This window comes from Cypionkella sp. TWP1-2-1b2, assembly GCF_049896245.1.
GTDB lineage: Bacteria > Pseudomonadota > Alphaproteobacteria > Rhodobacterales > Rhodobacteraceae > Cypionkella.
In genome coordinates, this window is sequence record NZ_JAFCTX010000014.1 from 37,955 (window position 1) to 57,690 (window position 19,736).

22 protein-coding genes are annotated in these 19,736 nt (G+C 60.3%); 4 read left to right on the plus strand and 18 right to left on the minus strand.

Annotated elements, in window-relative coordinates:
* Positions 1-40 precede the first annotated feature (40 nt).
* On the minus strand, positions 41-868 hold the full coding sequence (locus ACP7AP_RS11165; RefSeq protein ID WP_426034282.1) for a DUF6473 family protein: 828 nt from the start codon (positions 866-868) through the stop codon (positions 41-43).
* A gap of 162 nt (positions 869-1,030) precedes the next feature.
* Here ACP7AP_RS11165 and ACP7AP_RS11170 point away from each other — a divergent pair, with 162 nt between their 5' ends.
* Positions 1,031-1,906, plus strand: coding sequence for a 3-hydroxybutyryl-CoA dehydrogenase (locus tag ACP7AP_RS11170; protein ID WP_426034283.1), 876 nt, complete (start codon positions 1,031-1,033; stop codon positions 1,904-1,906).
* 113 nt (positions 1,907-2,019) lie between these two features.
* Here the strand turns inward: ACP7AP_RS11170 and ACP7AP_RS11175 are convergent, their stop codons facing one another.
* From ACP7AP_RS11175 to ACP7AP_RS11205, 7 genes are read right to left on the minus strand one after another with little or no spacing between them, the layout of a single operon-like run.
* The gene (locus ACP7AP_RS11175; RefSeq protein WP_426034284.1) at positions 2,020-2,898 is read right to left on the minus strand and encodes a lysophospholipid acyltransferase family protein; all 879 of its coding nucleotides are present in this window, start codon (positions 2,896-2,898) and stop codon (positions 2,020-2,022) included.
* Positions 2,899-2,924: 26 nt separating this feature from the next.
* Positions 2,925-3,194 (minus strand): HPr family phosphocarrier protein, encoded by a 270-nt coding sequence (locus ACP7AP_RS11180; protein WP_426034285.1) that lies wholly within the window; start codon positions 3,192-3,194, stop codon positions 2,925-2,927.
* A gap of 3 nt (positions 3,195-3,197) precedes the next feature.
* Entirely contained in the window at positions 3,198-3,593 is a 396-nt protein-coding gene (locus ACP7AP_RS11185; RefSeq protein ID WP_054008122.1) for a PTS sugar transporter subunit IIA, read from the minus strand.
* Between the two features lie 7 nt (positions 3,594-3,600).
* On the minus strand, positions 3,601-4,509 hold the full coding sequence (gene rapZ, locus ACP7AP_RS11190; RefSeq protein ID WP_426034286.1) for an RNase adapter RapZ: 909 nt from the start codon (positions 4,507-4,509) through the stop codon (positions 3,601-3,603).
* An 8-nt stretch (positions 4,510-4,517) separates the two neighbouring features.
* Positions 4,518-4,937, minus strand: a complete 420-nt coding sequence (locus tag ACP7AP_RS11195; RefSeq protein ID WP_426034287.1) for an HPr kinase/phosphorylase — start codon at positions 4,935-4,937, stop codon at positions 4,518-4,520.
* Complete coding sequence (locus tag ACP7AP_RS11200; RefSeq protein WP_426034288.1) at positions 4,934-6,625, minus strand: sensor N-terminal transmembrane domain-containing protein; 1,692 nt, start codon at positions 6,623-6,625, stop codon at positions 4,934-4,936. Before ACP7AP_RS11200 ends, ACP7AP_RS11195 begins: the two co-directional genes overlap by 4 nt.
* Before the next feature lie 10 nt (positions 6,626-6,635).
* A complete protein-coding gene (locus tag ACP7AP_RS11205; protein ID WP_426034289.1) occupies positions 6,636-7,337 on the minus strand; it encodes a response regulator in 702 nt (233 codons plus the stop codon).
* A gap of 367 nt (positions 7,338-7,704) precedes the next feature.
* Here ACP7AP_RS11205 and ACP7AP_RS11210 point away from each other — a divergent pair, with 367 nt between their 5' ends.
* Positions 7,705-9,303: a phosphoenolpyruvate carboxykinase gene (locus ACP7AP_RS11210; protein ID WP_426034290.1), complete on the plus strand. Its 1,599-nt coding sequence runs from the start codon at positions 7,705-7,707 to the stop codon at positions 9,301-9,303.
* Positions 9,304-9,481: 178 nt separating this feature from the next.
* Here the strand turns inward: ACP7AP_RS11210 and ACP7AP_RS11215 are convergent, their stop codons facing one another.
* Positions 9,482-10,252, minus strand: coding sequence for a sulfite exporter TauE/SafE family protein (locus ACP7AP_RS11215; protein WP_426034291.1), 771 nt, complete (start codon positions 10,250-10,252; stop codon positions 9,482-9,484).
* Positions 10,253-10,419: 167 nt separating this feature from the next.
* Here ACP7AP_RS11215 and ACP7AP_RS11220 point away from each other — a divergent pair, with 167 nt between their 5' ends.
* Entirely contained in the window at positions 10,420-12,072 is a 1,653-nt protein-coding gene (locus ACP7AP_RS11220) for an acyl-CoA dehydrogenase family protein (protein WP_426034292.1), read from the plus strand.
* A gap of 129 nt (positions 12,073-12,201) precedes the next feature.
* Here the strand turns inward: ACP7AP_RS11220 and ACP7AP_RS11225 are convergent, their stop codons facing one another.
* Positions 12,202-13,419 carry an MFS transporter gene (locus ACP7AP_RS11225; protein ID WP_426034293.1) on the minus strand — a complete coding sequence of 406 codons (1,218 nt, stop codon included), beginning with the start codon at positions 13,417-13,419 and terminating at the stop codon, positions 12,202-12,204.
* A 68-nt stretch (positions 13,420-13,487) separates the two neighbouring features.
* Complete coding sequence (gene recO, locus ACP7AP_RS11230) at positions 13,488-14,204, minus strand: DNA repair protein RecO (protein WP_426034294.1); 717 nt, start codon at positions 14,202-14,204, stop codon at positions 13,488-13,490.
* Between the two features lie 72 nt (positions 14,205-14,276).
* On the opposite strand from recO, the gene ACP7AP_RS11235 reads away from it, so the two are divergent.
* Complete coding sequence (locus ACP7AP_RS11235) at positions 14,277-14,873, plus strand: Pr6Pr family membrane protein (protein ID WP_426034295.1); 597 nt, start codon at positions 14,277-14,279, stop codon at positions 14,871-14,873.
* Here ACP7AP_RS11235 and ACP7AP_RS11240 read toward each other — a convergent pair.
* The 7 genes from ACP7AP_RS11240 to ACP7AP_RS11270 all read right to left on the minus strand — a co-directional run bounded on the left by ACP7AP_RS11240 (position 14,852) and on the right by ACP7AP_RS11270 (position 19,710).
* Positions 14,852-15,187, minus strand: a complete 336-nt coding sequence (locus ACP7AP_RS11240) for a DUF1491 family protein (RefSeq protein ID WP_426034296.1) — start codon at positions 15,185-15,187, stop codon at positions 14,852-14,854. The genes ACP7AP_RS11235 and ACP7AP_RS11240 overlap by 22 nt on opposite strands.
* A 124-nt stretch (positions 15,188-15,311) precedes the next feature.
* The gene (gene era / locus ACP7AP_RS11245; RefSeq protein ID WP_426034358.1) at positions 15,312-16,235 is read right to left on the minus strand and encodes a GTPase Era; all 924 of its coding nucleotides are present in this window, start codon (positions 16,233-16,235) and stop codon (positions 15,312-15,314) included.
* Positions 16,236-16,257: 22 nt separating this feature from the next.
* The gene (gene rnc / locus ACP7AP_RS11250) at positions 16,258-16,947 is read right to left on the minus strand and encodes a ribonuclease III (RefSeq protein WP_426034297.1); all 690 of its coding nucleotides are present in this window, start codon (positions 16,945-16,947) and stop codon (positions 16,258-16,260) included.
* Positions 16,944-17,723 (minus strand): signal peptidase I, encoded by a 780-nt coding sequence (lepB, locus tag ACP7AP_RS11255; protein WP_426034298.1) that lies wholly within the window; start codon positions 17,721-17,723, stop codon positions 16,944-16,946. The genes rnc and lepB overlap by 4 nt, the downstream gene beginning before the upstream one ends.
* Positions 17,724-17,805: 82 nt before the next feature.
* Positions 17,806-18,219, minus strand: coding sequence for a holo-ACP synthase (gene acpS, locus ACP7AP_RS11260; protein WP_426034299.1), 414 nt, complete (start codon positions 18,217-18,219; stop codon positions 17,806-17,808).
* A complete protein-coding gene (locus ACP7AP_RS11265) occupies positions 18,220-18,963 on the minus strand; it encodes a pyridoxine 5'-phosphate synthase (RefSeq protein ID WP_426034359.1) in 744 nt (247 codons plus the stop codon).
* 30 nt (positions 18,964-18,993) lie between these two features.
* Positions 18,994-19,710 carry a DUF2062 domain-containing protein gene (locus ACP7AP_RS11270; RefSeq protein WP_426034300.1) on the minus strand — a complete coding sequence of 239 codons (717 nt, stop codon included), beginning with the start codon at positions 19,708-19,710 and terminating at the stop codon, positions 18,994-18,996.
* Positions 19,711-19,736 lie beyond the last annotated feature (26 nt).

Sequence of the window (19,736 nt, forward strand, 5' to 3'; positions counted from 1 at the left end):
CGGAAATTGAGTTGGAAAGGGCGCCTTTGGGCGCCCTTTTTCATAGCAGTTGATGAATCGCGGGCAACAGCAGATCGGCGACCTCGCGGTGTGCGGCAGGCCCCGGAAGCCCGGCGGCGGCAGGAGCCTCCATCGGGGCGAAGGCCATGCCATCAACACCCTGCGATAACGCCGCGTGGCTGATCACTGCCTGCACATAGGCGGCGGCGGGTGCGCGGATGGCACTGATCATCTCACTATCTATCAGCAAGGGATTGCGCGCCAGATCAACCCTGCGGGTGGGCGACGGCGGCGGTTGATCCGACACCCAAAGCAGAATCACCCGCCGCCCCAGCCGAGACAGCAGCAGTTTCATCCGCGTTACCCACGCGGCGCGCAACTCCTCAGCCACCACCTCAAACCGATCTGCCGAGGCTTGTTGCAGCGACATCAGCATGTGGCGGGTGAAGTTGAATTCGGTGAAATCCACCCGTTGGAAGATCGCCCGCAGCAAGGGCGTCGCGCCGAGAAACCGATCATTCCGGCGCGGATGCACCGCGTAGTAACGGTTTGACAGGTTTTGCGCCCCCAATATTTGCACCACAGTGACCGAGGCTTGAGCGCCGATCTCTGTCACCGCCACCTCATTGATGAACACATCCGGGCCTGCGTTCATGCAGCCGAGATTGGCAACCGGAAGGCCGAGTTCCCGTTCAATCAGGTCCGGGAACGGCACCGGCACGAATTTGCCATAAGTCTCGGTTCCGCCCAGAACCGCGACATAGGCCCGCTCTAAATCTCGCCTTGGCCCGCGGAACAAAACCCGCGAGCTGCCATATCGGCATGGAAAATAGTCCAGCGACCCCTCGCCGGGAAACACATACGCCATAGCCCACCCATTCGTCTTAACACCCAACACCGACTTTGCCCGAATCGCCTTTCCAAATTGCTAATGCGGGCATTTGTGGCGAATTGTTCTGAACTGCCACAGGGTTGCACCCGCCCGCATTGGCTGCGTATTGTGCCGCGAGCAGGTTAAAGGGGCATTTGCATGGAAATCCGGTCGGTGGGCATCGTTGGGGCGGGGCAGATGGGCAATGGGATTGCGCATGTGTTCGCGATGGCCGGATATGATGTGCTGCTGAACGATGTGAACCCCGAGATGCTGAGCCGCGCGATTGCCACCATCGATAAAAATATGGAGCGGCAGGTGTCGCGCGGCAAGCTGGCGGCCGAGGATAAGGCGGCTGCGATGGCGCGGATCAGGACGACGGCGGTGCTGGCCGATCTGGGGCCGCTGGATTTGGTGATTGAGGCGGCGACGGAAAAGGAAGCCATCAAGAACGCGATCTTTGACGGATTGCTGCCGCATCTGGGGCCGGATACGATTCTGACCTCGAACACTTCATCTATTTCGATCACCCGGCTGGCGAGCCGGACGGATCGGCCTGAGAAATTCATGGGCTTCCACTTTATGAACCCGGTGCCGGTGATGCAGCTGGTCGAATTGATCCGCGGTATTGCGACCGATAAGGCGACTTATGATACCTTGCTCGCGGTGGTGGACAAGCTGGGGAAAACGGCGGCAAGCGCTGAGGATTTTCCGGCGTTCATCGTCAACCGGATTTTGATGCCGATGATCAATGAGGCAGTTTATACGCTGTATGAGGGCGTGGGCTCGGTGAAATCGATTGATGAGAGCTTGAAACTGGGGGCCAATCATCCGATGGGGCCGCTGGAATTGGCGGATTTTATCGGCCTCGACACCTGCCTTGCGATCATGAATGTGCTGCATGAGGGCTTGGGGGATACGAAATATCGGCCCTGCCCGCTGCTTGCGAAATATGTCGAGGCAGGCTGGCTGGGGCGGAAGACTCAGCGCGGATTTTATGATTATCGCGGCGAGGTTCCGGTGCCTACAAGGTGAGTGTCCGCGCGCGGACAAAATCGCGGAATAACGAAATCAATGGGTTACAGGCGTGGCATTAGGGAAGTTTTAACACTCCAACACCAAACCCCCGATTTAGCCTAAGCCAAACCTTACGGTTTTTTGCCCAAATCCAGCGTGTGCTGACGCAGCCAAGCAAGGAAACCGCGCGGGTTGCCTTCCCATTTATCCAACTCGGTCGCGGGGATTGGGGTGCCAATATAGGGGCGCTGCGGCTTGAAAAGGGCGCGCTTGATCTCGCACAAAAGCAGGCCTTGGCGCAGGGTGTCTGACAGCTTGTTGGCGATCAGGAAGCTGCGCGAGTTTTGCCCGGTGAAGTGGATCGGCAGGATGGCAGCCCCCGAGCGCTGAATCATTTTATGGGTGAAGACGTTCCATTCCGCCTCTATAGCCGGGCCAAAGAAGCCTTCTGACATCGCCACTTTACCAGCCGGAAACACGATGATCACGCCACCGGCTTTGAGATGCGCCATCGTCTCAATCCGCATCTCCAGCCCCAGTTGGCGCGCATTATCCTCGTGCGGGAAAGGCACCGGGATCATAAACTCGGCAACTTCCGGGATACCCGTCAGCAGGCTGCGGGTCAGGATTTTGAAATCTGATCGCACCCGGTTGACCATTTCGGCCATGATCATGCCATCGACCAAACCATGCGGATGGTTGGCGACCACCACCAAAGGCCCGGTTGGCGGGATCAGCGCAATTTCTTCCGGTGGGGTATCAATACGAATCCCCATCTGCTTGATCGCTTTCGGCCAGAACGGCGAGCCAAACGGCGCACCCGAGCGTTCAAAGTCGCGGATCAAGCGCAGCAAGGTGATCTTCGCCGTCATCCATTCGATCACACGAATCGTACCCGCCTTGAACGGGTTGCTGAACGTGCCCGCATAGGACAGCCGCCGCATGTCATATTCGCGCTTGGCCGGGGGCTGGCCTGCGCTGTGGGTTTTTGTCTGTGGCGTGTCTGTCACGAAGCCTAAGCCTTCCCCGTCGCGCCTCAGAATTCTTCCCCGAAGCGATTGGCCACCAAAGCCGCCAGAGCCTCGGCAAGTGCCGCTGCGGCTGGCCCGCTTGTAGAGACTTCAATAGAGGTTCCGCGAGAGGCTGCCAACATCAAAAGCCCCATGATACTGTCGCCAGACACTGTCATGCCGTCTTTGCTGACCTGTGCCGTTGCGTCAAATTCCTCAACCACCTCGACGAATTTCGCCGAGGCACGGGCATGCAGGCCCTTTTCGTTGACGATATGCAGGGTTTGTGCGGCCATTTCTTAGGCCCCCCCGCCCAAATCCAGCGAATTGATGTATTTGCGGCCCGCTTCCAGCGCCGCCGCGACGGCCTCGGTGACAGGGAGTTCACGCGATTTTGCCAGCTTGATCAGCATCGGCAGGTTTGCGCCGTAGATGATGCGGCGTTCAGAGGCCGCACAGGCCATCAGCGACAGGTTCGACGGCGAGCCGCCAAACATATCGGTCACCATCACCACGCCCTGCCCCTGATCAACCGCATCGGCGGCGTCACAAATCTCGCGCTGTTTGGCGGCGCGGTCATGGTCATCTTCAATCGCAATCGCCCGCATGGAGGTCTGCGGACCAACCACGTGTTCGACGGCGGAAAGATATTCCCGCGCCAAGCCGCCATGTGCCACGATCACGATACCGATCACGCGTGTCTTACCTCGACCTTATGGCAGGCGTCGTTGCTGCCCTGCGTTCCAATTCACGATGCCGTTTTGACACCGGCCAGCCCGCTTCTGCAAGCACATTGCCGAGTTTTTCTGCAACTGCAACAGAGCGATGTTGTCCGCCTGTGCAGCCAAACCCGATTGAGAGATGCGCCTTACCCTCCGCAAGATGGGCTGGAAGCAGCATCAGAACAAGACCTTGCAACCTTGGGAAGAAATCAACAAAGCGTGGGTCGGCTTCGATATGGGCGGTGACGGCGGCATCGCGGCCATCTTTGTCGCGCAGATCGGCCTGCCAGTAGGGATTCGCCAGAAAGCGGCAGTCAAACACCATATCAAGCCCGCGCGGCAGCCCGCGTTTGTAGCTGAAAGATTGCAACGACACCGCCATATGGGTGGATTTGGTTTGGTCAAACCATTGGCCGATTTCAGCTTTCAGATCATGCGGTGACATCTCGGTGGTGTCGATCAGATGATCGGCGCGCACCCGCACCGGGGCCAGCAGATCAATTTCGCGCGCGATGCCCTCGGTCGGGGTTTCCAGTGGCGCAAGCGGGTGGCGACGGCGGGTTTGCGAATAGCGACGGATCAGTTCGGACGGGTCGCAATCGAGATAGATCAGTTCAAGCCCGACGCGGGGATCGCGGGTCAGCGTGTCAATCAGCTCAATCAGCGCCGTGGTATTAAAATCACGGTTGCGCACATCCAGGCCCAGAGCAATCGGGCGGCCAAGGCTTGGGCCGTCGATCAGCCGGGGGACAAGGCTTAGGGGAAGGTTGTCGATCACTTCAAACCCCAGATCCTCCAGCGCGTGGATCGCTGTCGAGCGGCCAGCCCCCGAGGGGCCGGTGATCAGCACCAGTTGATGCTCTGCGCTAGGTTCCGTCTGCGGTGTCAAAAAGTGCCTCATGCCAACCGAGTGCCCTTCAGATAGCACAGGACTGAGGCTGCAAAATGGTTGCTTTGTGCCCCAAGAACAAGGGGTAGCGTGATGCCTAGCAAAGATATGGTGCGAAGGGGAGGCAGGCGGTCGGGTTCCGTAAGGTCAAGATCGGCGACCAAGGTTATGGGCGCGACGCCGCGGGGGGGGGAATGCAGCAGGCCGATGCCGCGCGCCTCTATCATACCGGAAAGGCTGGGGGGGCAGCTGGCGATAAGCTGTTGGTCTTGCGGGGTGATCTGGGTTTGATCATCTGCGATAAGCTCTGCGCCATAGGCGATCAGTTGCAAGGCCAGCGTAGATTTTCCGGTGCCTGATGCGCCGATGATCAGCACGCCATGCCCGTTCACCGCCACGCAACTGGCGTGCATCAGCAGGGTGCTCACACCGGCAGACCAACCACAAACCGCGCGCCGAGCGGGTCAGAGGTGGGGTCGGCGTTGGTGGGGCGGATGTTTTCAGCCCAGATCACGCCGCCATGCGCTTCGACGATCTGCTTGGAGATCGACAGGCCAAGGCCGGAGTTATTACCAAAATGTGTGGGGGGGCGATCGGAGTAAAACCGCTTGAACACCTTGGTCAGCGCCTGTTCCGGGATACCCGGCCCGGTGTCTTCAACCACGATCAGCACACGGTTTTCACGGCGGCGAGCCCAAACCCGCACCGCATCGCCATCATCGCAGAACGACACCGCATTGGTGATCAGGTTGACGAATACCTGCGCAAGACGGCCCTCTAGCCCGTGGATCTTGATCGCATCAGTGGGGAAATCGGTAATGAATTCAACGTTCTTCTCGCGCGCCTGATCGCCGAGATATTCGGTGAGGTTGGCGAGGGTTTTGACGAGGTTGAACTCCTCCTCCTCCTCTTTCACCAATTCACTATCAAGGCGTGAGGCGTTGGAGATATCCGACACCAAACGATCCAGACGCCGCACGTCGTGTTCGATGACGTTCAGCAATTTCTCGCGGTGTTCTTCTTTCTTCACCATCCGCATCGAGCCGACAGCTGAGCGCAAACTGGCGAGGGGGTTCTTGATCTCATGCGCCACATCCGCCGCGAACTGCTCATTGGCGTCGATGCGGTCATAGAGGGCCGCGACCATTCCGCGCATCGCCACCGACAGGCGGCCGATTTCATCGGGACGCGCCGCAAGATCGGGGATTCGCACCCGGCCCGGCGACATTTTGCGCGCGTCACGGTCACGGCCCAATTCCGCAGCCGCCGCCAAATCTGACAGAGGATTGGCGATGGTCGAGGCCAAAACCAGCGACAGGCCGATGGAGACCAGCAATGCTATCACGAACATCTGCAGGATCTGTTCGCGCTCATAGCGGACCAACCGGTCAATCTCGCCCTCAGCAGAGGTCAGCACCACGGCCCCAATCACCGCGCCGCCAAACCGCACCGGACTTGCGACCGAGAACTGCGCGCCGCCCTCGACGCCGCGCCCGGTGTTGACTGCGACATCGCCGCCCAGTGCGCGGGTATAAAGATCGCGCGCCATCGCCTCGCCGTCGGCGGCAGAACGGGTGCGATTGCCTGCGCCCAAAAGGCCCGAGACAGCCTCCCAAATACCATTGAGAAAATCGGTGATGATGGTCTTACGCTCATCGCGCAAAGCATCACCGGGACGGGCTTGGCCGATGCTGTGCGTCACCAGCAAACCTTTGGGATCAAACACAAACACCTCAACACCCGGCGCCACGGCCAAGCCTGCCAGACTTACAAGCAGGCTGCCGTTGGCATTGTTAGCGACCGTCTCAACGACATTGGAAATCAACTGCGCCTCAGTCACCAAGGCCTTTTCGCGCTGCAAAACCAGACTGTCGCGGAACGGGTTCATGAACAGAACACCCGCGACCAAAATCACCAGCGCCATCAGATTGAACACGATGATCTTGCGTGCCAAAGGTGAGCGGTTCAGCGAGACGATACCGCGCCGCCCCCGCCCTGCGGAGAGCGCATTATCTGCCACAACCTCGGGCGAGACCCAGTCTTCGCCCAACAGCAGCTCTCCCGGCTTCTTCGCCGGGGTCGCGTTTTTCATCGATATGTTTTGCGCCGCTGTCATGGCCTGGCGGTCACTCTTCGTTGTAGCGATAGCCAATGCCATACAGCGTCTCAATCGCCGCGAAATCATCGTCAACCGAGCGCATTTTCTTGCGCAAGCGCTTGATATGGCTGTCGATGGTGCGGTCATCAACATAGACCTGATCGTCGTAAGCCACATCCATCAGCTGATCGCGGCTTTTCACGAAACCGGGGCGCTGTGCGAGGGCTTGCAGCAGCATGAATTCGGTCACAGTCAGCGAGACATCGCGGCCTTTCCAGGACACCGAATGGCGCAGCGGGTCCATCCGCAGATGGCCACGCTCCATAATCTTGGTTTCTTCGGTGACGGCAACTTCGCCGGTGGCAATCGCATCATTGCGGCGCAAAAGCGCGCGGATACGTTCGACCAACAGCCGCTGGCTGAACGGCTTTTTGACATAATCGTCAGCCCCCATCCGCAGCCCAAGCACCTCGTCAATCTCATCATCTTTCGAGGTCAGGAAGATCACCGGCATGGAGGATTTCTGCCGCAGGCGCTGCAGCAAATCCATGCCGTCCATCCGCGGCATCTTGATGTCGAGCACTGCCATATCGGGCATCCGGCGGTTGAAAGCATCCAAAGCAGATTGGCCATCGTTGAAGGTTTCGACCTCAAACCCCTCAGCTTCCAGAGTCATCGAAACCGACGTCAGGATGTTCCTGTCGTCGTCTACAAGGGCTATCCTTGCCATGTTTGGGCTTCCCTATACTGCTCGGCTTGCCTGATTTGCTTGCCTGATTTTTGACACATATTCCGTTTTCCGGGCCTCGTTAGCAACTGCTAACTGCGAATCACCCATGGCTTGAGACTCCATCAGGCGCTAAATTTCCAAATGAATGACTAATATGACGCAGTTTTCCGATCGGCTCCATTTTAGTTGCGCTAACCCGAATTTGGTTGCGCTAACTGTGCCTTGGCGTCCTATTCCGTGCAAAATCCGTATGTTATAGCGAAGGGACGAGGCCCAGATCTTGGGTTTTCGCAGAAATGTCTGAAGTTTGGGCATTACGTGTTGGAAACTATACCGCCTTAGATTGGCGGGAACGGGAGCTTGCAGAATGACCATAGGACGCGTGAACCCATCGCAAAGGTTGGAAGATCAAGGCATCAACGGGCTGGGGCGCGTCTATTATAACTCTATCGAGCCTGCGTTGATTGAGTCCGCCGTGGCGCGCGGCGAGGGCAAGCTGGGCAAGGGCGGGGCGTTTTTGTGCACCACCGGGCAGTTTACCGGCCGTTCGCCGAAGGATAAATTCGTGGTCCGCACCGCCGGGGTTGAGGACTCGATCTGGTGGGAAAACAACGCGGCGATGGCACCCGAGGCGTTTGATCGGCTGTACACGGATATGTTGGCACATATGCAGGGCCGCGAGTATTTCGTGCAGGATCTGTTCGGCGGGGCCGACCCGGTTTACCGCCTGGATGTGCGGATAGTGACGGAGTTGGCATGGCACGGGTTGTTCATTCGCCACATGCTGCGCCGCCCGGAGCGGGCGGAGTTGGACAGTTTTGTACCGGAATGGACGGTGATCAACTGTCCGTCGTTTGAGGCTGACCCTAAGTTGCATGGTTGCCGGACCTCAACGGTGATCGCGCTGAATTTTGAGCGCAAGCTGATCCTGATCGGCGGCACCGCCTATGCGGGTGAGAATAAAAAAGCGGTGTTCACGCTGCTGAATTACCTTTTGCCGGAAAAGGGTGTGATGCCGATGCACTGCTCAGCCAACCATGCGATTGGCAATCCGGTGGATTCGGCGGTGTTCTTTGGGCTTTCTGGCACCGGCAAGACCACGCTTTCGGCGGACCCGTCGCGGATTTTAATCGGCGATGACGAGCACGGCTGGTCGGATCGCGGCACCTTCAACTTTGAGGGTGGCTGCTATGCCAAGACCATCAACCTGTCGGCGGAAGCCGAGCCCGAGATTTACCGCACCACCTCGCGCTTTGGTACGGTGGTGGAGAATATGGTGTTCGATCCTGAAACTTTGGAGCTGGATTTCACCGACAGCAGCCTGACCGAGAACATGCGCTGTGCCTATCCGTTGGAGTATATTTCCAACGCGTCTGACACTGGCATGGGCGGTCATCCGAAGCATGTGATCATGCTGACTTGCGATGCTTACGGGGTGTTGCCGCCGGTCGCACGGCTGACGCCGGCGCAGGCGATGTATCACTTCCTGTCGGGCTTCACCTCAAAAACTCCGGGGACCGAGCGCGGGATTGTGGAGCCGACGCCGACGTTCTCGACCTGTTTCGGAGCGCCGTTCATGCCGCGCAGGCCTGAGGTTTACGGCAAGCTGTTGCAGGCGAAGATCGCGAAGTTTGGCGCATCGTGCTGGCTGGTAAATACCGGCTGGACGGGGGGCAAGTTTGGTACGGGCAAGCGGATGCCAATCAAGGCGACGCGGGCACTGCTTACGGCGGCTTTGGATGGCTCGCTTGGCGCGGGGGAATTCCGCCGCGATCCGAACTTTGGCTTTGAGGTTCCGGTTTCGGTGGCGGGGGTGGATGCGACCCTGTTGGACCCGCGCACGACTTGGGGCGACAAGGCGGCTTACGATGCGCAGGCGAAAAAGCTGGTGGGGATGTTTGCCGATAATTTCGCGCAATATGTGCCGTTCATTGATGCGGATGTGAAGGCGGCGGCGATTGGGTGAGATGGGAAAGGTCCCAACGCGGAACTATTTTCGGATGCTTTGATTTCCAAGGCTTGCAGGGCGGCGGTAAGTCTCTGTTGAGTTTTGGCTTGCTGCATCTACGGCTGGGGGTTTCACACCCCCAGACCCCTGTGGGATATTTATGAACAGATGAAAAATTTTAGATACGTTTTAGATATCAGAGGCCAACCGCCCGACGCATCAGGTTTAACCCGGTCAGCACCAGCAGGATTTGCGTCCAGCGGCGGAATTTCGACTGATCGAGGCGATCTTGGATGGCGACGCCGATAGATTGGCCGAGTATGGCGGGCAGCACGAGGGCAGCGGAAAACGCGGTGCGGCTGGGGCTTAAAACCCCGGAGTGCAGGTGGGCTGCCAGCAAAACCGCAGCGCCGATCAGGAACACCACGCCTTGCACGCGGACGGTTTCCAGTTTGTCGGCTTTGATTGACAGCAGATAGACCAGCAAGGGCGGGCCCCAGACACCGGAGACGCCGCCGTAAAGCCCGCCGATGGCCCCCAGTATCCATTCGGCTCGGGTCCGGTGTTCCAAGCGCAGGGCGAGGCCAATGCCTGCCAGTTGCAGGGCGGCGAAGGCGGTGATCGGCGCGCCTAGCAGCAGCAGGAACAGATCTTGCGGGATCACGCGGACGAATTGCGCTGAAATCACGATGAAAATCACGGTGGCAATCAGCAGCCGGCGGTAGGTGATTGCGGTTTCCCATGCGGGGGCGAGGCCTTGGCGGAAGGCTTGGCTGAGGTTGGAGATCAGGGTGGGCAGGATCAGACCCGCGAGCGCTGTTTCGGGCGGCAGGAAGCTGGAGAAAGCGGAGATCATGATCATCGGCATGGCAAAACCGACAGCGCCTTTGACGAAGCCCGCAAAACAGGTGATGGCGAGGGCGACCGCGAAAGCCTGCGGCGTGAGGCCTGCCATAAGGTATTCCATGCGCGCCCTCCGCTCTGCGGCCTGTCTAAAGCAGGGCGCTGCGCTGTGCATCCTGAAAATCCATCACGACACTTTCAGTCTTTTGCGCAGCTAATGGAGAATTAATATTGCGCTGCGGTTGCGAAGGGATTAGGCGTTTTGCAGATGCAGCATGTGGCGAGGACGAGATGGCTTTGGATCAGAACGCGGGTGTTATGACCGATCTGCTGGGGCTGACCGCCGAGGCTTTGCCGGAAGTTGAGACGCTGTTTGAGCGCGGGCGGGAGGCTTTGCGCGGGCTGGTCACGGGGGCGGGCAAAGTCTCGGCTGCGGCGATGGAGCAGCATCAGTTTGCGGCGCATAGCTTGGCTTGGCTGGCGACTTATACCGAAGCTTTGCGGCAGTTGCGGGCTTGGGCGGGGCGGTTGGCGGACGACGGCAAGTTTGGCGAGATGGAGGAATTGATCCTGCAGATCGGCTTTGGCGAGTATCTGAGCCAGATTTATGGCGGGATTCCAATGTCGCAGGGCGAGATGGCGCGGCTGGGGGATCTGGGGATTTCGGCGGCTCCGGGGCTTGCGGCGGCTGTGTTGATGGCCGAGGGCAATAGTCCTGCGGCGCGGATGCGGTTGGTTGCCCTGATGCAGGACAATCAGGGCCGGGCGTGCTTTGGGGTCACCGGGCTGAATGATGAGTTGGAGATGATCCGCGACCAGTTCCGCCGCTTTGCCGATGAAAAGGTGGTCCCGTTCGCGCATGGCTGGCATCTGCGCGATGAATTGATTCCGATGGAGATCATCACGGCTTTGGCCGAAATGGGGGTGTTCGGGCTGACGATCCCGGAGGAGTTTGGCGGCTTTGGGTTGTCAAAGGCCTCAATGGTGGTGGTCAGTGAGGAGCTGTCGCGGGGGTATATTGGGGTTGGGTCGTTGGGGACTCGGTCTGAGATTGCCGCCGAATTGATCTTGTGCGGCGGGACGGACGCGCAGAAGGCGCAGTGGTTGCCGAAGCTGGCTTCGGGCGAGATTTTGCCGACGGCGGTGTTTACCGAACCCAATACCGGCAGCGATCTGGGGGCTTTGCGCACCAGGGCGGTTGCGGGGCCGGAGGGCTGGGAGGTTACGGGGAATAAAACCTGGATCACCCATGCGGCGCGAACGCATGTGATGACGTTGCTGGCGCGGACCGACCCGGAGACGACGGATTATCGCGGCTTGTCGATGTTTCTGGCTGAAAAAGTGCCGGGGACAGATGCCGAGCCGTTTCCGACGCCGGGGATGACGGGCGGCGAGATTGAGGTTCTGGGTTATCGCGGCATGAAGGAATACGAGCTGGCGTTTGACGGCTTTAAGGTGGCGGCGGACAACCTTTTGGGCGGGGTGCCGGGGCAAGGCTTCAAGCAGTTGATGCAGACGTTTGAATCTGCGCGCATCCAGACTGCGGCGCGGGCGATTGGGGTGGCGCAGAACGCTTTGGAAGTGGGGATGCAATACGCAACGGATCGTAAGCAGTTCGGCAAAGCCCTGATCGAATTTCCGCGGGTGGCGGGGAAGCTTGCGATGATGGCGGTGGAAATTATGATCACCCGGCAGCTGACCTATTTCAGCGCATGGCAGAAGGATCACGGCAAGCGCTGCGATCTGGAGGCGGGGATGGCCAAGCTGCTGGGCGCGCGGGTGGCTTGGGCTGCGGCGGATAATGCGTTGCAGATCCATGGCGGCAACGGCTTTGCGCTGGAGTATCAGATCAGCCGCATCCTGTGCGATGCGCGGATTTTGAACATCTTTGAGGGCGCGGCGGAAATTCAGGCGCAGGTGATCGCGCGGCGGTTGCTGGATTAGCACGGGGGGAAAGGGCGCCGTCCGGGGCGCCCAAGTTGTTCCCAGCGGGGAATGACTTGTGGAATTCTTCAAAATCCTGCCCACTTTCCACAACATGTTGTGGTGGAAGGACGGATCAGAGAAATCGGCTTAGGGTCTGCCGCGTGATGGACGCAGATTGCCGAGCCGTGGATGCAGCTTGCCTGCGATGACATAGGCCGCCCCGAAAGCCAGCCCCGAGGCGGCGAAGATGAAGTTCAAAGGTGCTACCCAAAGCACCAGCCACGCCATGCCGGGGGTGGCGATGCCCGAGACATCGCGGAAGCTGGAATAGACGGCGGCCATCTCGGCGCGCTCGGACGGCTTGACTGACATCATGAAGGGCAGACCTCCTGACACATCCAGCATGACAAGACCGAACGAGCCGAGGAACAGGCAGGCGATGGTAAGCGTGGGGGCGAAGGCAAGAATGGTGGCGGCGCAGAACAGGATGGCGCAATAGGCCAAGGCGCGGCGCAGGGCTACTCGGACCGAGCGGCGGCGCACCCATGCAGCCATGAAGGGCGACAGCAGCAGGGTGGCGTTGGAGACTGACAGCATGAAGCCGCCGAGTTTATCGCCCAAGCCGGATTCAATGCAGAATACGGGCACATAGACGACATAGACCCACCAGCCACAGCTGCGGATCACTGCAAACAGCCAGCCTGCGATCAGGCGCGGTTGGCGGAAGAAGCGGCCCAAGTAGGCCAATGGATTGACGGCGGGGCCTTTGGCGCGGGTGATTTGCTTGCCAGAGCCGAGGCGCAGATACCAGAACACCGCGAACAGGATCACTGCGAAGACGGCGGCCACGATGAAGGGCAACGGGGCCCAAAGCGCGCGCATGTAGACGCCGCTCATCGGGCCGATGGCCCATGGGGCTGCGGCATAGACCATCTGCAGGCTTTGGGTGCGGCCGAGATCGGCGCGCGGCACGTAATCCAGCACATAGGCGTTAAAGCAGACAAAGCAGGTTACGGTCGCCATCGACATGATCAGGATGCCCAGCTGCACCGACCATTGCGTGCCCAGCACGAACAGCACCATCGAGATCAAATAGAACACACAACCCGCCGAATAAACCCAGCGGCGCGGCCAGATCTGGGTCAGGCGCGGCACCATCAGGCCCCAGAACAGGGTGATGACGCCTGCGGTGAGGTAAACTGTGGACAGGTTCTGCGCCGACCCAAACGCATCATAGACTGCGATGGGAATGGTGGAGATCAGCGTGCCGCGCACCGCAGCTTCTAACCCCGCAAGCAAAGCGAAATGCTGGAGTTTTGGGCTGGAGGAGTGTTTCAACTCCAAAGACTGATACCGCAGGGCCATGGTGACATTTGACGCGGATTGGTCAAGGCGGTCTGTGCCGGAGGCGACGGCGGTTGGGTTGTCCGCGACTATTGTTGCGCCAAGATGGCTAATAATCGCGCACGAGCTTCGGGCAGAGGCTTGCCGTTTAAGGTGGGTTCCAAAGCGCGATTCAAGAAATGTCCGGTCAGGGCAAGGCCTTGGGCAATTTCAACCGGGCTGGCGGGCCCCTGCCCCAGCAAAACCGCCGGCAAGGGCAACAGCCGCCCCGCCCATTCGCCCGCCGCATCCCGGTTCACCGCGCGGCCGGTTTTCGGGCTGACATAGGCCAGATCCTCACGGCTGCCGGTGATGGCGCATTGGGTCAGATCGAGGGCAAAGCCGAGTTCCTCCAACAGGTTTAGCTCCCAGCGCAGATACTCCGGCGGCCAGCCGGGGGTTTGCAGCGCATCCAGCAAGGCGATGCAGCGGGCGTAAAGCGCCGGATGCGGCTCGCGGTCGGGCAAGGCTATATGCAGCATGGCGCAGATCGCGTTGAGGCCAGCAAGGTTCAACCGATCGGTCAGCACCCACGCCCGGCTGCGCAGCGGCTCGACCTTGAAGCTGCCGATCTGTTCGGACAGCCGCGCCTGCCAGACCACATCGACCTGGCTGCCCGGCTGCAACACCGCCGCCATCCGGCGCGAGGCACCACCGCGCACCACGCCCGCATGCCGGCCATGCGCCTGCGTAAACACCTCGATGATCGCCGATGTCTCGCCATGCGGCCGCACCGAAATCACCGCTCCCTGATCGCGCCATTCCATGACGGCAGTATCGACGCAGCGTTATGGCAGAGCAAGGCTTGCCATTGCAGGATTTTACGGCAGACTGCGCGTATGTTGGCCAGACTGACCGCCTTTGCCCTTGCCATAGTTGGCCTCGCCGCCCTGCGCGCGCAGTTTGATGCGCTGACCGGTCTTCCCTTGGCCGTGGACAGAATTTGGGCAATGACCGCCTATTTCACCATTCTGACCAATGCCTTGCTGGTGGCGTATCTCTTGGCAATCACCAAAGGCTGGCAAATTTCAGCCTCGCGCGCGGCGGGGGTGTTGGTGGCGATTGCCACGGTAGGGATTCTGTATCACGCGCTGCTGGCCAGCCAATTTCCGACCGAGGGTCTTGGCTGGTGGGCCGATCTGGGGCTGCATACGGTGATGCCTTTGGGCTTTGCTGTGTGGTGGTTGGCCTTCGCCCCGAAACATGTGCGCTGGTCGGATGTGCCGCAGTGGCTGATTTGGCCCGCGATATATGCGGCTTATGCGCTGATCCGGGGGCAACAGACGAGGGCTTGGGCCTATCCGTTCCTGAACGCCGACGCCTTGGGCTGGCCGCATGTTGTGCGCAACATCGGTGCGCTGGTGGTGGCGCTGGTGCTGCTCAGCCTTGCCATCGCGGCACTGGCGCGCATCCTTCAATCGGCGAGACCTGCCTGATCGAGCAGGGTGCGGCCTTGACGATCCTCCAGTTCAATCACCCAAAGATCAGGATCGCGGCTGCGCTGGCGGGCGAGCAGGGCATCCACTTCGGACTCGGGACCATCCGCCAGAACCACCCAGACCCGGGCGTCGGCCAAAAGGTCAAACGAGCGTTGATAGGCCCGGGCCTGGCCGTTCAGCAGGGCGACTTTCACCACAACCGCGCCCGCCGTAGGGTCGCCCTTGGCGGTGACATAGACAGGAATATCGGCCAACCGCAGCCGGGTCAGATAGGCGGAAACCCAGAGGTCAGAGGTGAGGCGCGCACTCATCGTTGCTCTTTCTGAAATACTCCCCCCGGAGGGATCGACCGATCAACCTGCGCACGCTTTGAGGCGTTGAGGCCGAAATTTGCGACAAATTTCGTGCCGGAATTCGTTACGAATTCCGCCCGCTTCACGCCTCGCCGTCTTTGAAATCCAGACCCATTTCGGAATAACGCTCTGGCTCGTCCTGCCAGTTTTCGCGCACTTTTACCTGCAGGAACAGATGCACGGTGCGGCCCAAGAATTCCGAGATATCCGCGCGGGCGGCCTGACCGATGCTTTTGATCGTCTCACCCTTATTGCCCAGCACGATGCCTTTGTGGCCATCGCGCGAGACATAGATGATCTGGTCAATCCGGGTGCTGCCATCCGGTTTGTCTTCCCATTTCTCGGTCTCGACGGTCAGTTGATAGGGGAGTTCTTCGTGCAGCCGCAGCGTCAGCTTTTCGCGGGTCATTTCCGAGGCGATCATCCGCATCGGCAGATCCGCGATCTGGTCTTCGGGGTAGAACCACGGGCCATCGGGGATCTGCGCGCCCAGCCATTCACGCAAGTCTTTGACGCCGTAGCCTTTTTCGGCTGAGATCATAAAGGTTTTCGCAAACGGAAAGGCTTCGTTCATCTTTTCGGCCAAAGCCAAAAGCACCTCAGCCTTGACCTTGTCAATCTTGTTGATCGCCAAGGCCACAGCTTGGCCTTGCGGAATCTGGTCTTTCATCCGGTCGATGATGGTCGCCACACCTTCGGTCAAACCCCGGTTGGCCTCGATCAGCAGCACGATCAGATCGGCATCGGCAGCGCCGCCCCAAGCAGCCTTGACCATGGCGCGGTCCAAGCGGCGGCGGGGGCGGAACAGGCCGGGAGTGTCAACGAAGACGATCTGCGCCACGCCCTCCATCGCCACGCCGCGAATACGGGTGCGGGTGGTTTGCACTTTATGCGTCACAATCGACACTTTCGCGCCGACCATACGGTTCAAGAGGGTGGATTTGCCAGCGTTCGGTTCGCCAATCAGCGCCACAAAGCCCGCGCGGGTGCCGGGGCCATCTGGCATCCGGCCAGTCAGTTTGCTGTCTTCAGTCATCAGAAGTCTCCATCCGGGCCAGAAGGGCGCGGGCTGCGGCTTGTTCGGCCACACGTTTCGATCCGGCGCGGGCAAGTTCAGCCTCGCCACTTTCCAGCTTTACTTCAACGGTGAAGATTGGCTGGTGGTCTGGGCCTTCACGGCACTGTTCGGTGTAAATTGGCGGCGGCATGGCACGGGCTTGCGCCCATTCTTGCAGCGAGGTTTTCGGGTCGCGGGCGTCTTGCTCCACCGCGCCGATGCGCGCGCCCCAGAGGCGCAGGATCAGCGCGCGGGCGGCGTCGAAACCGCCGTCTTGGTAAACGGCGGCGATCACCGCTTCCATCGCGTCGCCGAGCAGGGCTTCTTTGCGACGACCGCCGGAGAGCATTTCAGAGCGGCCAAGTTTCAGCACATCACCGAGGCCGACTTCGCGGGCGACTTCGGCGCAGGCCTCTTTGCGCACCAAAGCGTTGAAGCGGGGGGCTAGTTGGCCTTCTGATGCAGCGATGTCGGCCCCCAGCAGCGCTTCGGCCATCACGAGTCCGAGCACGCGATCACCAAGAAATTCAAGGCGTTGGTTGTCGGGGCGGGTGGTCGACGAAATCGAGGCGTGCGTGACGGCGCGCAGCAGCAGGTCTGGCTGGCGGAAACTGTGCCCGATGCGCGCCTCGAAGGCTTTGAGATCGGCTGCGAGCTTCACTCCACCGCCTTGAAGAAGCGGTCGGCGCGCCAGGTCCAGAAGAACAGCATCGAGGTGCCCGCTGACGAGAAGATCACCCGGTCGGCGCGGCCGATCAGGTTTTCGGCGGGCACGAAGCCGACGCCGCCGACGGCTTGGGCGAAGCGGCTGTCTTGGCTGTTGTCGCGGTTGTCGCCCATGAAGAAATACTCGCCCTCAGGCACGGTGAATACGTCGGTGTTGTCGGCGTAACCATCGTTTTCGATATTCATCACGTCATGCACGACGCCGTTCGGCAGGGTTTCGTGGAAGCGTTCTTTCTGACAGATCGCGCCATCGCCGACAGCGCCGTTGCTGCAACGCGGGCGGGATTTCATCGGGCCTTGCGGCTCCATCACTTCTTCAAAAGTGCCGTCTGGGACTTGCGGCACAACCGCGCCGTTGATGTAGAGCACGCCCTGTTTCATCTGGATCTTGTCGCCGGGCAGGCCGATCAGGCGTTTGACGAAATCAGAGCCGTTGACCGGATGGCGGAATACCACAACGTCGCCGCGTTCGGGTTCGGAGGCGAAGATGCGACCGGAGATCGGGCAGAGCGCGAAGGGGCAGGAGTATTTCGAATAGCCGTAGGCCATTTTGTTGACGAAGACGAAATCGCCGACCAGCAGGGTGTCTTTCATCGATTCCGAGGGAATCCAGAACGGCTGGAACAGCAGGGTGCGGAAAGCGCCTGCGATCAGCAGGGCGTAGACGACGGTTTTGATCGTCTCGACAATGCCGCTATCGTTTTTCGCCATGATGTCCGTCTTCCTTCAGATTTGCCGCTGCCTGCGCGGCTTTTCTTTATTTTGCGCTACATGCGCGCCGGGGGCTGCGGAGTCAAGTTGGCGCGGGGCCGGGGCGGGCTTCGATGACGACGTATGCCTGCGCCCAAGGGTGATCGTCGGTCAAAGTCACGTGAATGATCGCGTGATGACCCGTTGGGGTCATTTGCGCGAGGCGTTCGGCAGCCCATCCGGTGAGGTGCATCACGGGCTGTCCGGTGCGCAGGTTTGATACAGCCATATCTTTCCAAGAGATGCCCATGCGCAGGCCGGTACCCAGCGCCTTGGAGCAAGCCTCTTTCGCGGCCCAGCGTTTGGCGTAGGTGGCGGCTATGGCGCGGGGGCGGGAGTCTGCTTTTTTCTGTTCGCGTTCGGTGAAGACGCGGGTTTTGAAACGGTCTCCGTGGCGGGCGAGGGTGGCCTCGATCCGCTCGATATTACACAGGTCTGAACCGATTCCGAGGATCATTCAGGCGCGGGCCGCATCCATCAGGCGGCGCATTTCTTCGATGGCGGCTTCAAGACCGACATAGATCGCCTCACCGATCAGGAAGTGGCCGATGTTGAGTTCCGCGATTTCGGGGATGGCGGCGATGGGGGCGACGTTATCATAGGTCAGGCCGTGGCCGGCGTGAACCTCAAGCCCAAGGCTGTGGGCGAAGGCCGCGCCTTTGCGCAGGGCGTCGAGTTCGGCTTCGGCCTCGGCGTGGTGGCCTTCGGCATGCAGGTCGGAGTAGTGGCCGGTGTGGAGTTCCACCACAGCGGCACCGATGCGGGCGGACGCCTCTATCTGGCGGGGGTCGTGGCCGATGAACATCGACACCCGGCAGCCTGCTTCGCGCAGGGGCGTGATGAATTGGGTCAGGCGGTTGGCGTCGATGGCGACATCCAAGCCGCCTTCGGTGGTGCGTTCGGCGCGGTTTTCCGGCACAAGGCAAACGGCGTGGGGTTTCAGGCGCAGGATGATCGCGGCCATCTCGTCGGTCGCGGCACATTCGAAGTTTAGCGGAATACCAAGGCCAGCGCGCAGGGCTTCCATATCGGCGTCACGGATGTGGCGGCGGTCTTCGCGCAAATGCGCCGTGATGCCGTCTGCCCCGGCGAGTTCAGCGATCAGCGCGGCGCGCAGCGGATCAGGCCAGACCGAGCCGCGCGCATTGCGCACCGTTGCCACATGATCAATGTTGACGCCAAGCCGTTGCCGCACCGTCATTTTACGCTCTCCCGTAATCGTCATGGGATACTAGTGCGCATCCGCGCTGCCGTCATCCCCGGCAGAGTGCTTTTCAGCGTCTTTGTCACTGCGGTGCAGCAGACGATTTTTGGCCTCGGACACCGCGAGTTTCAGGCGGTGGCGACGTTCGCGCCGATCATCGGCCTTGGCGGCGCGGGCTTTTTGGTATGTCTGCACCAAGGGGATGGTCAGATAGTAGGCCACCGCCGAAATCACGATGCCGGGCAGCAGAGCGCCGATGAAATAGGGCACATAAATCTCATGCCAAAACCGGATCAGTCCGCCCCAATGCATGGTCTCGGGGGTGAAGATGGCAACCATGTTGCGCCACAGATCGGTTCCGGCATGGGCAAACGCTTCGCCGATCGCCCCGGCGCTGAGCGGTTCCTGTACGCCCATGATCCAATGCCCGAAGGTCATCGCGATCACAGCGAAGAACGGCGTGGTCAAAGGGTTGGTGTTGAAGGTGCCCAAGAGGGCCGCCAGAACATTGCCGCGCACCAGCCGGGCGGCACCCCAAGCGGCGACAAATTGCAGGCCGGGCAGCGGCAGGAAGCCGATCAGCGATCCGGCAAAGATGCCGCGCGCAATGCGGTGGGGGTCGTCGGGCAGACGGCTCATCCGGTGGATGACGTAACGGGTCGCGCGTTTGAAGCCACCCTTCGGGTAGACCATCTCGCGCATCCAGGCGAGCCATCCCAGCGGTTGCCGACGTTTGAAAACCATAGAGCGGCCCGATTCCTTCTTGCCCG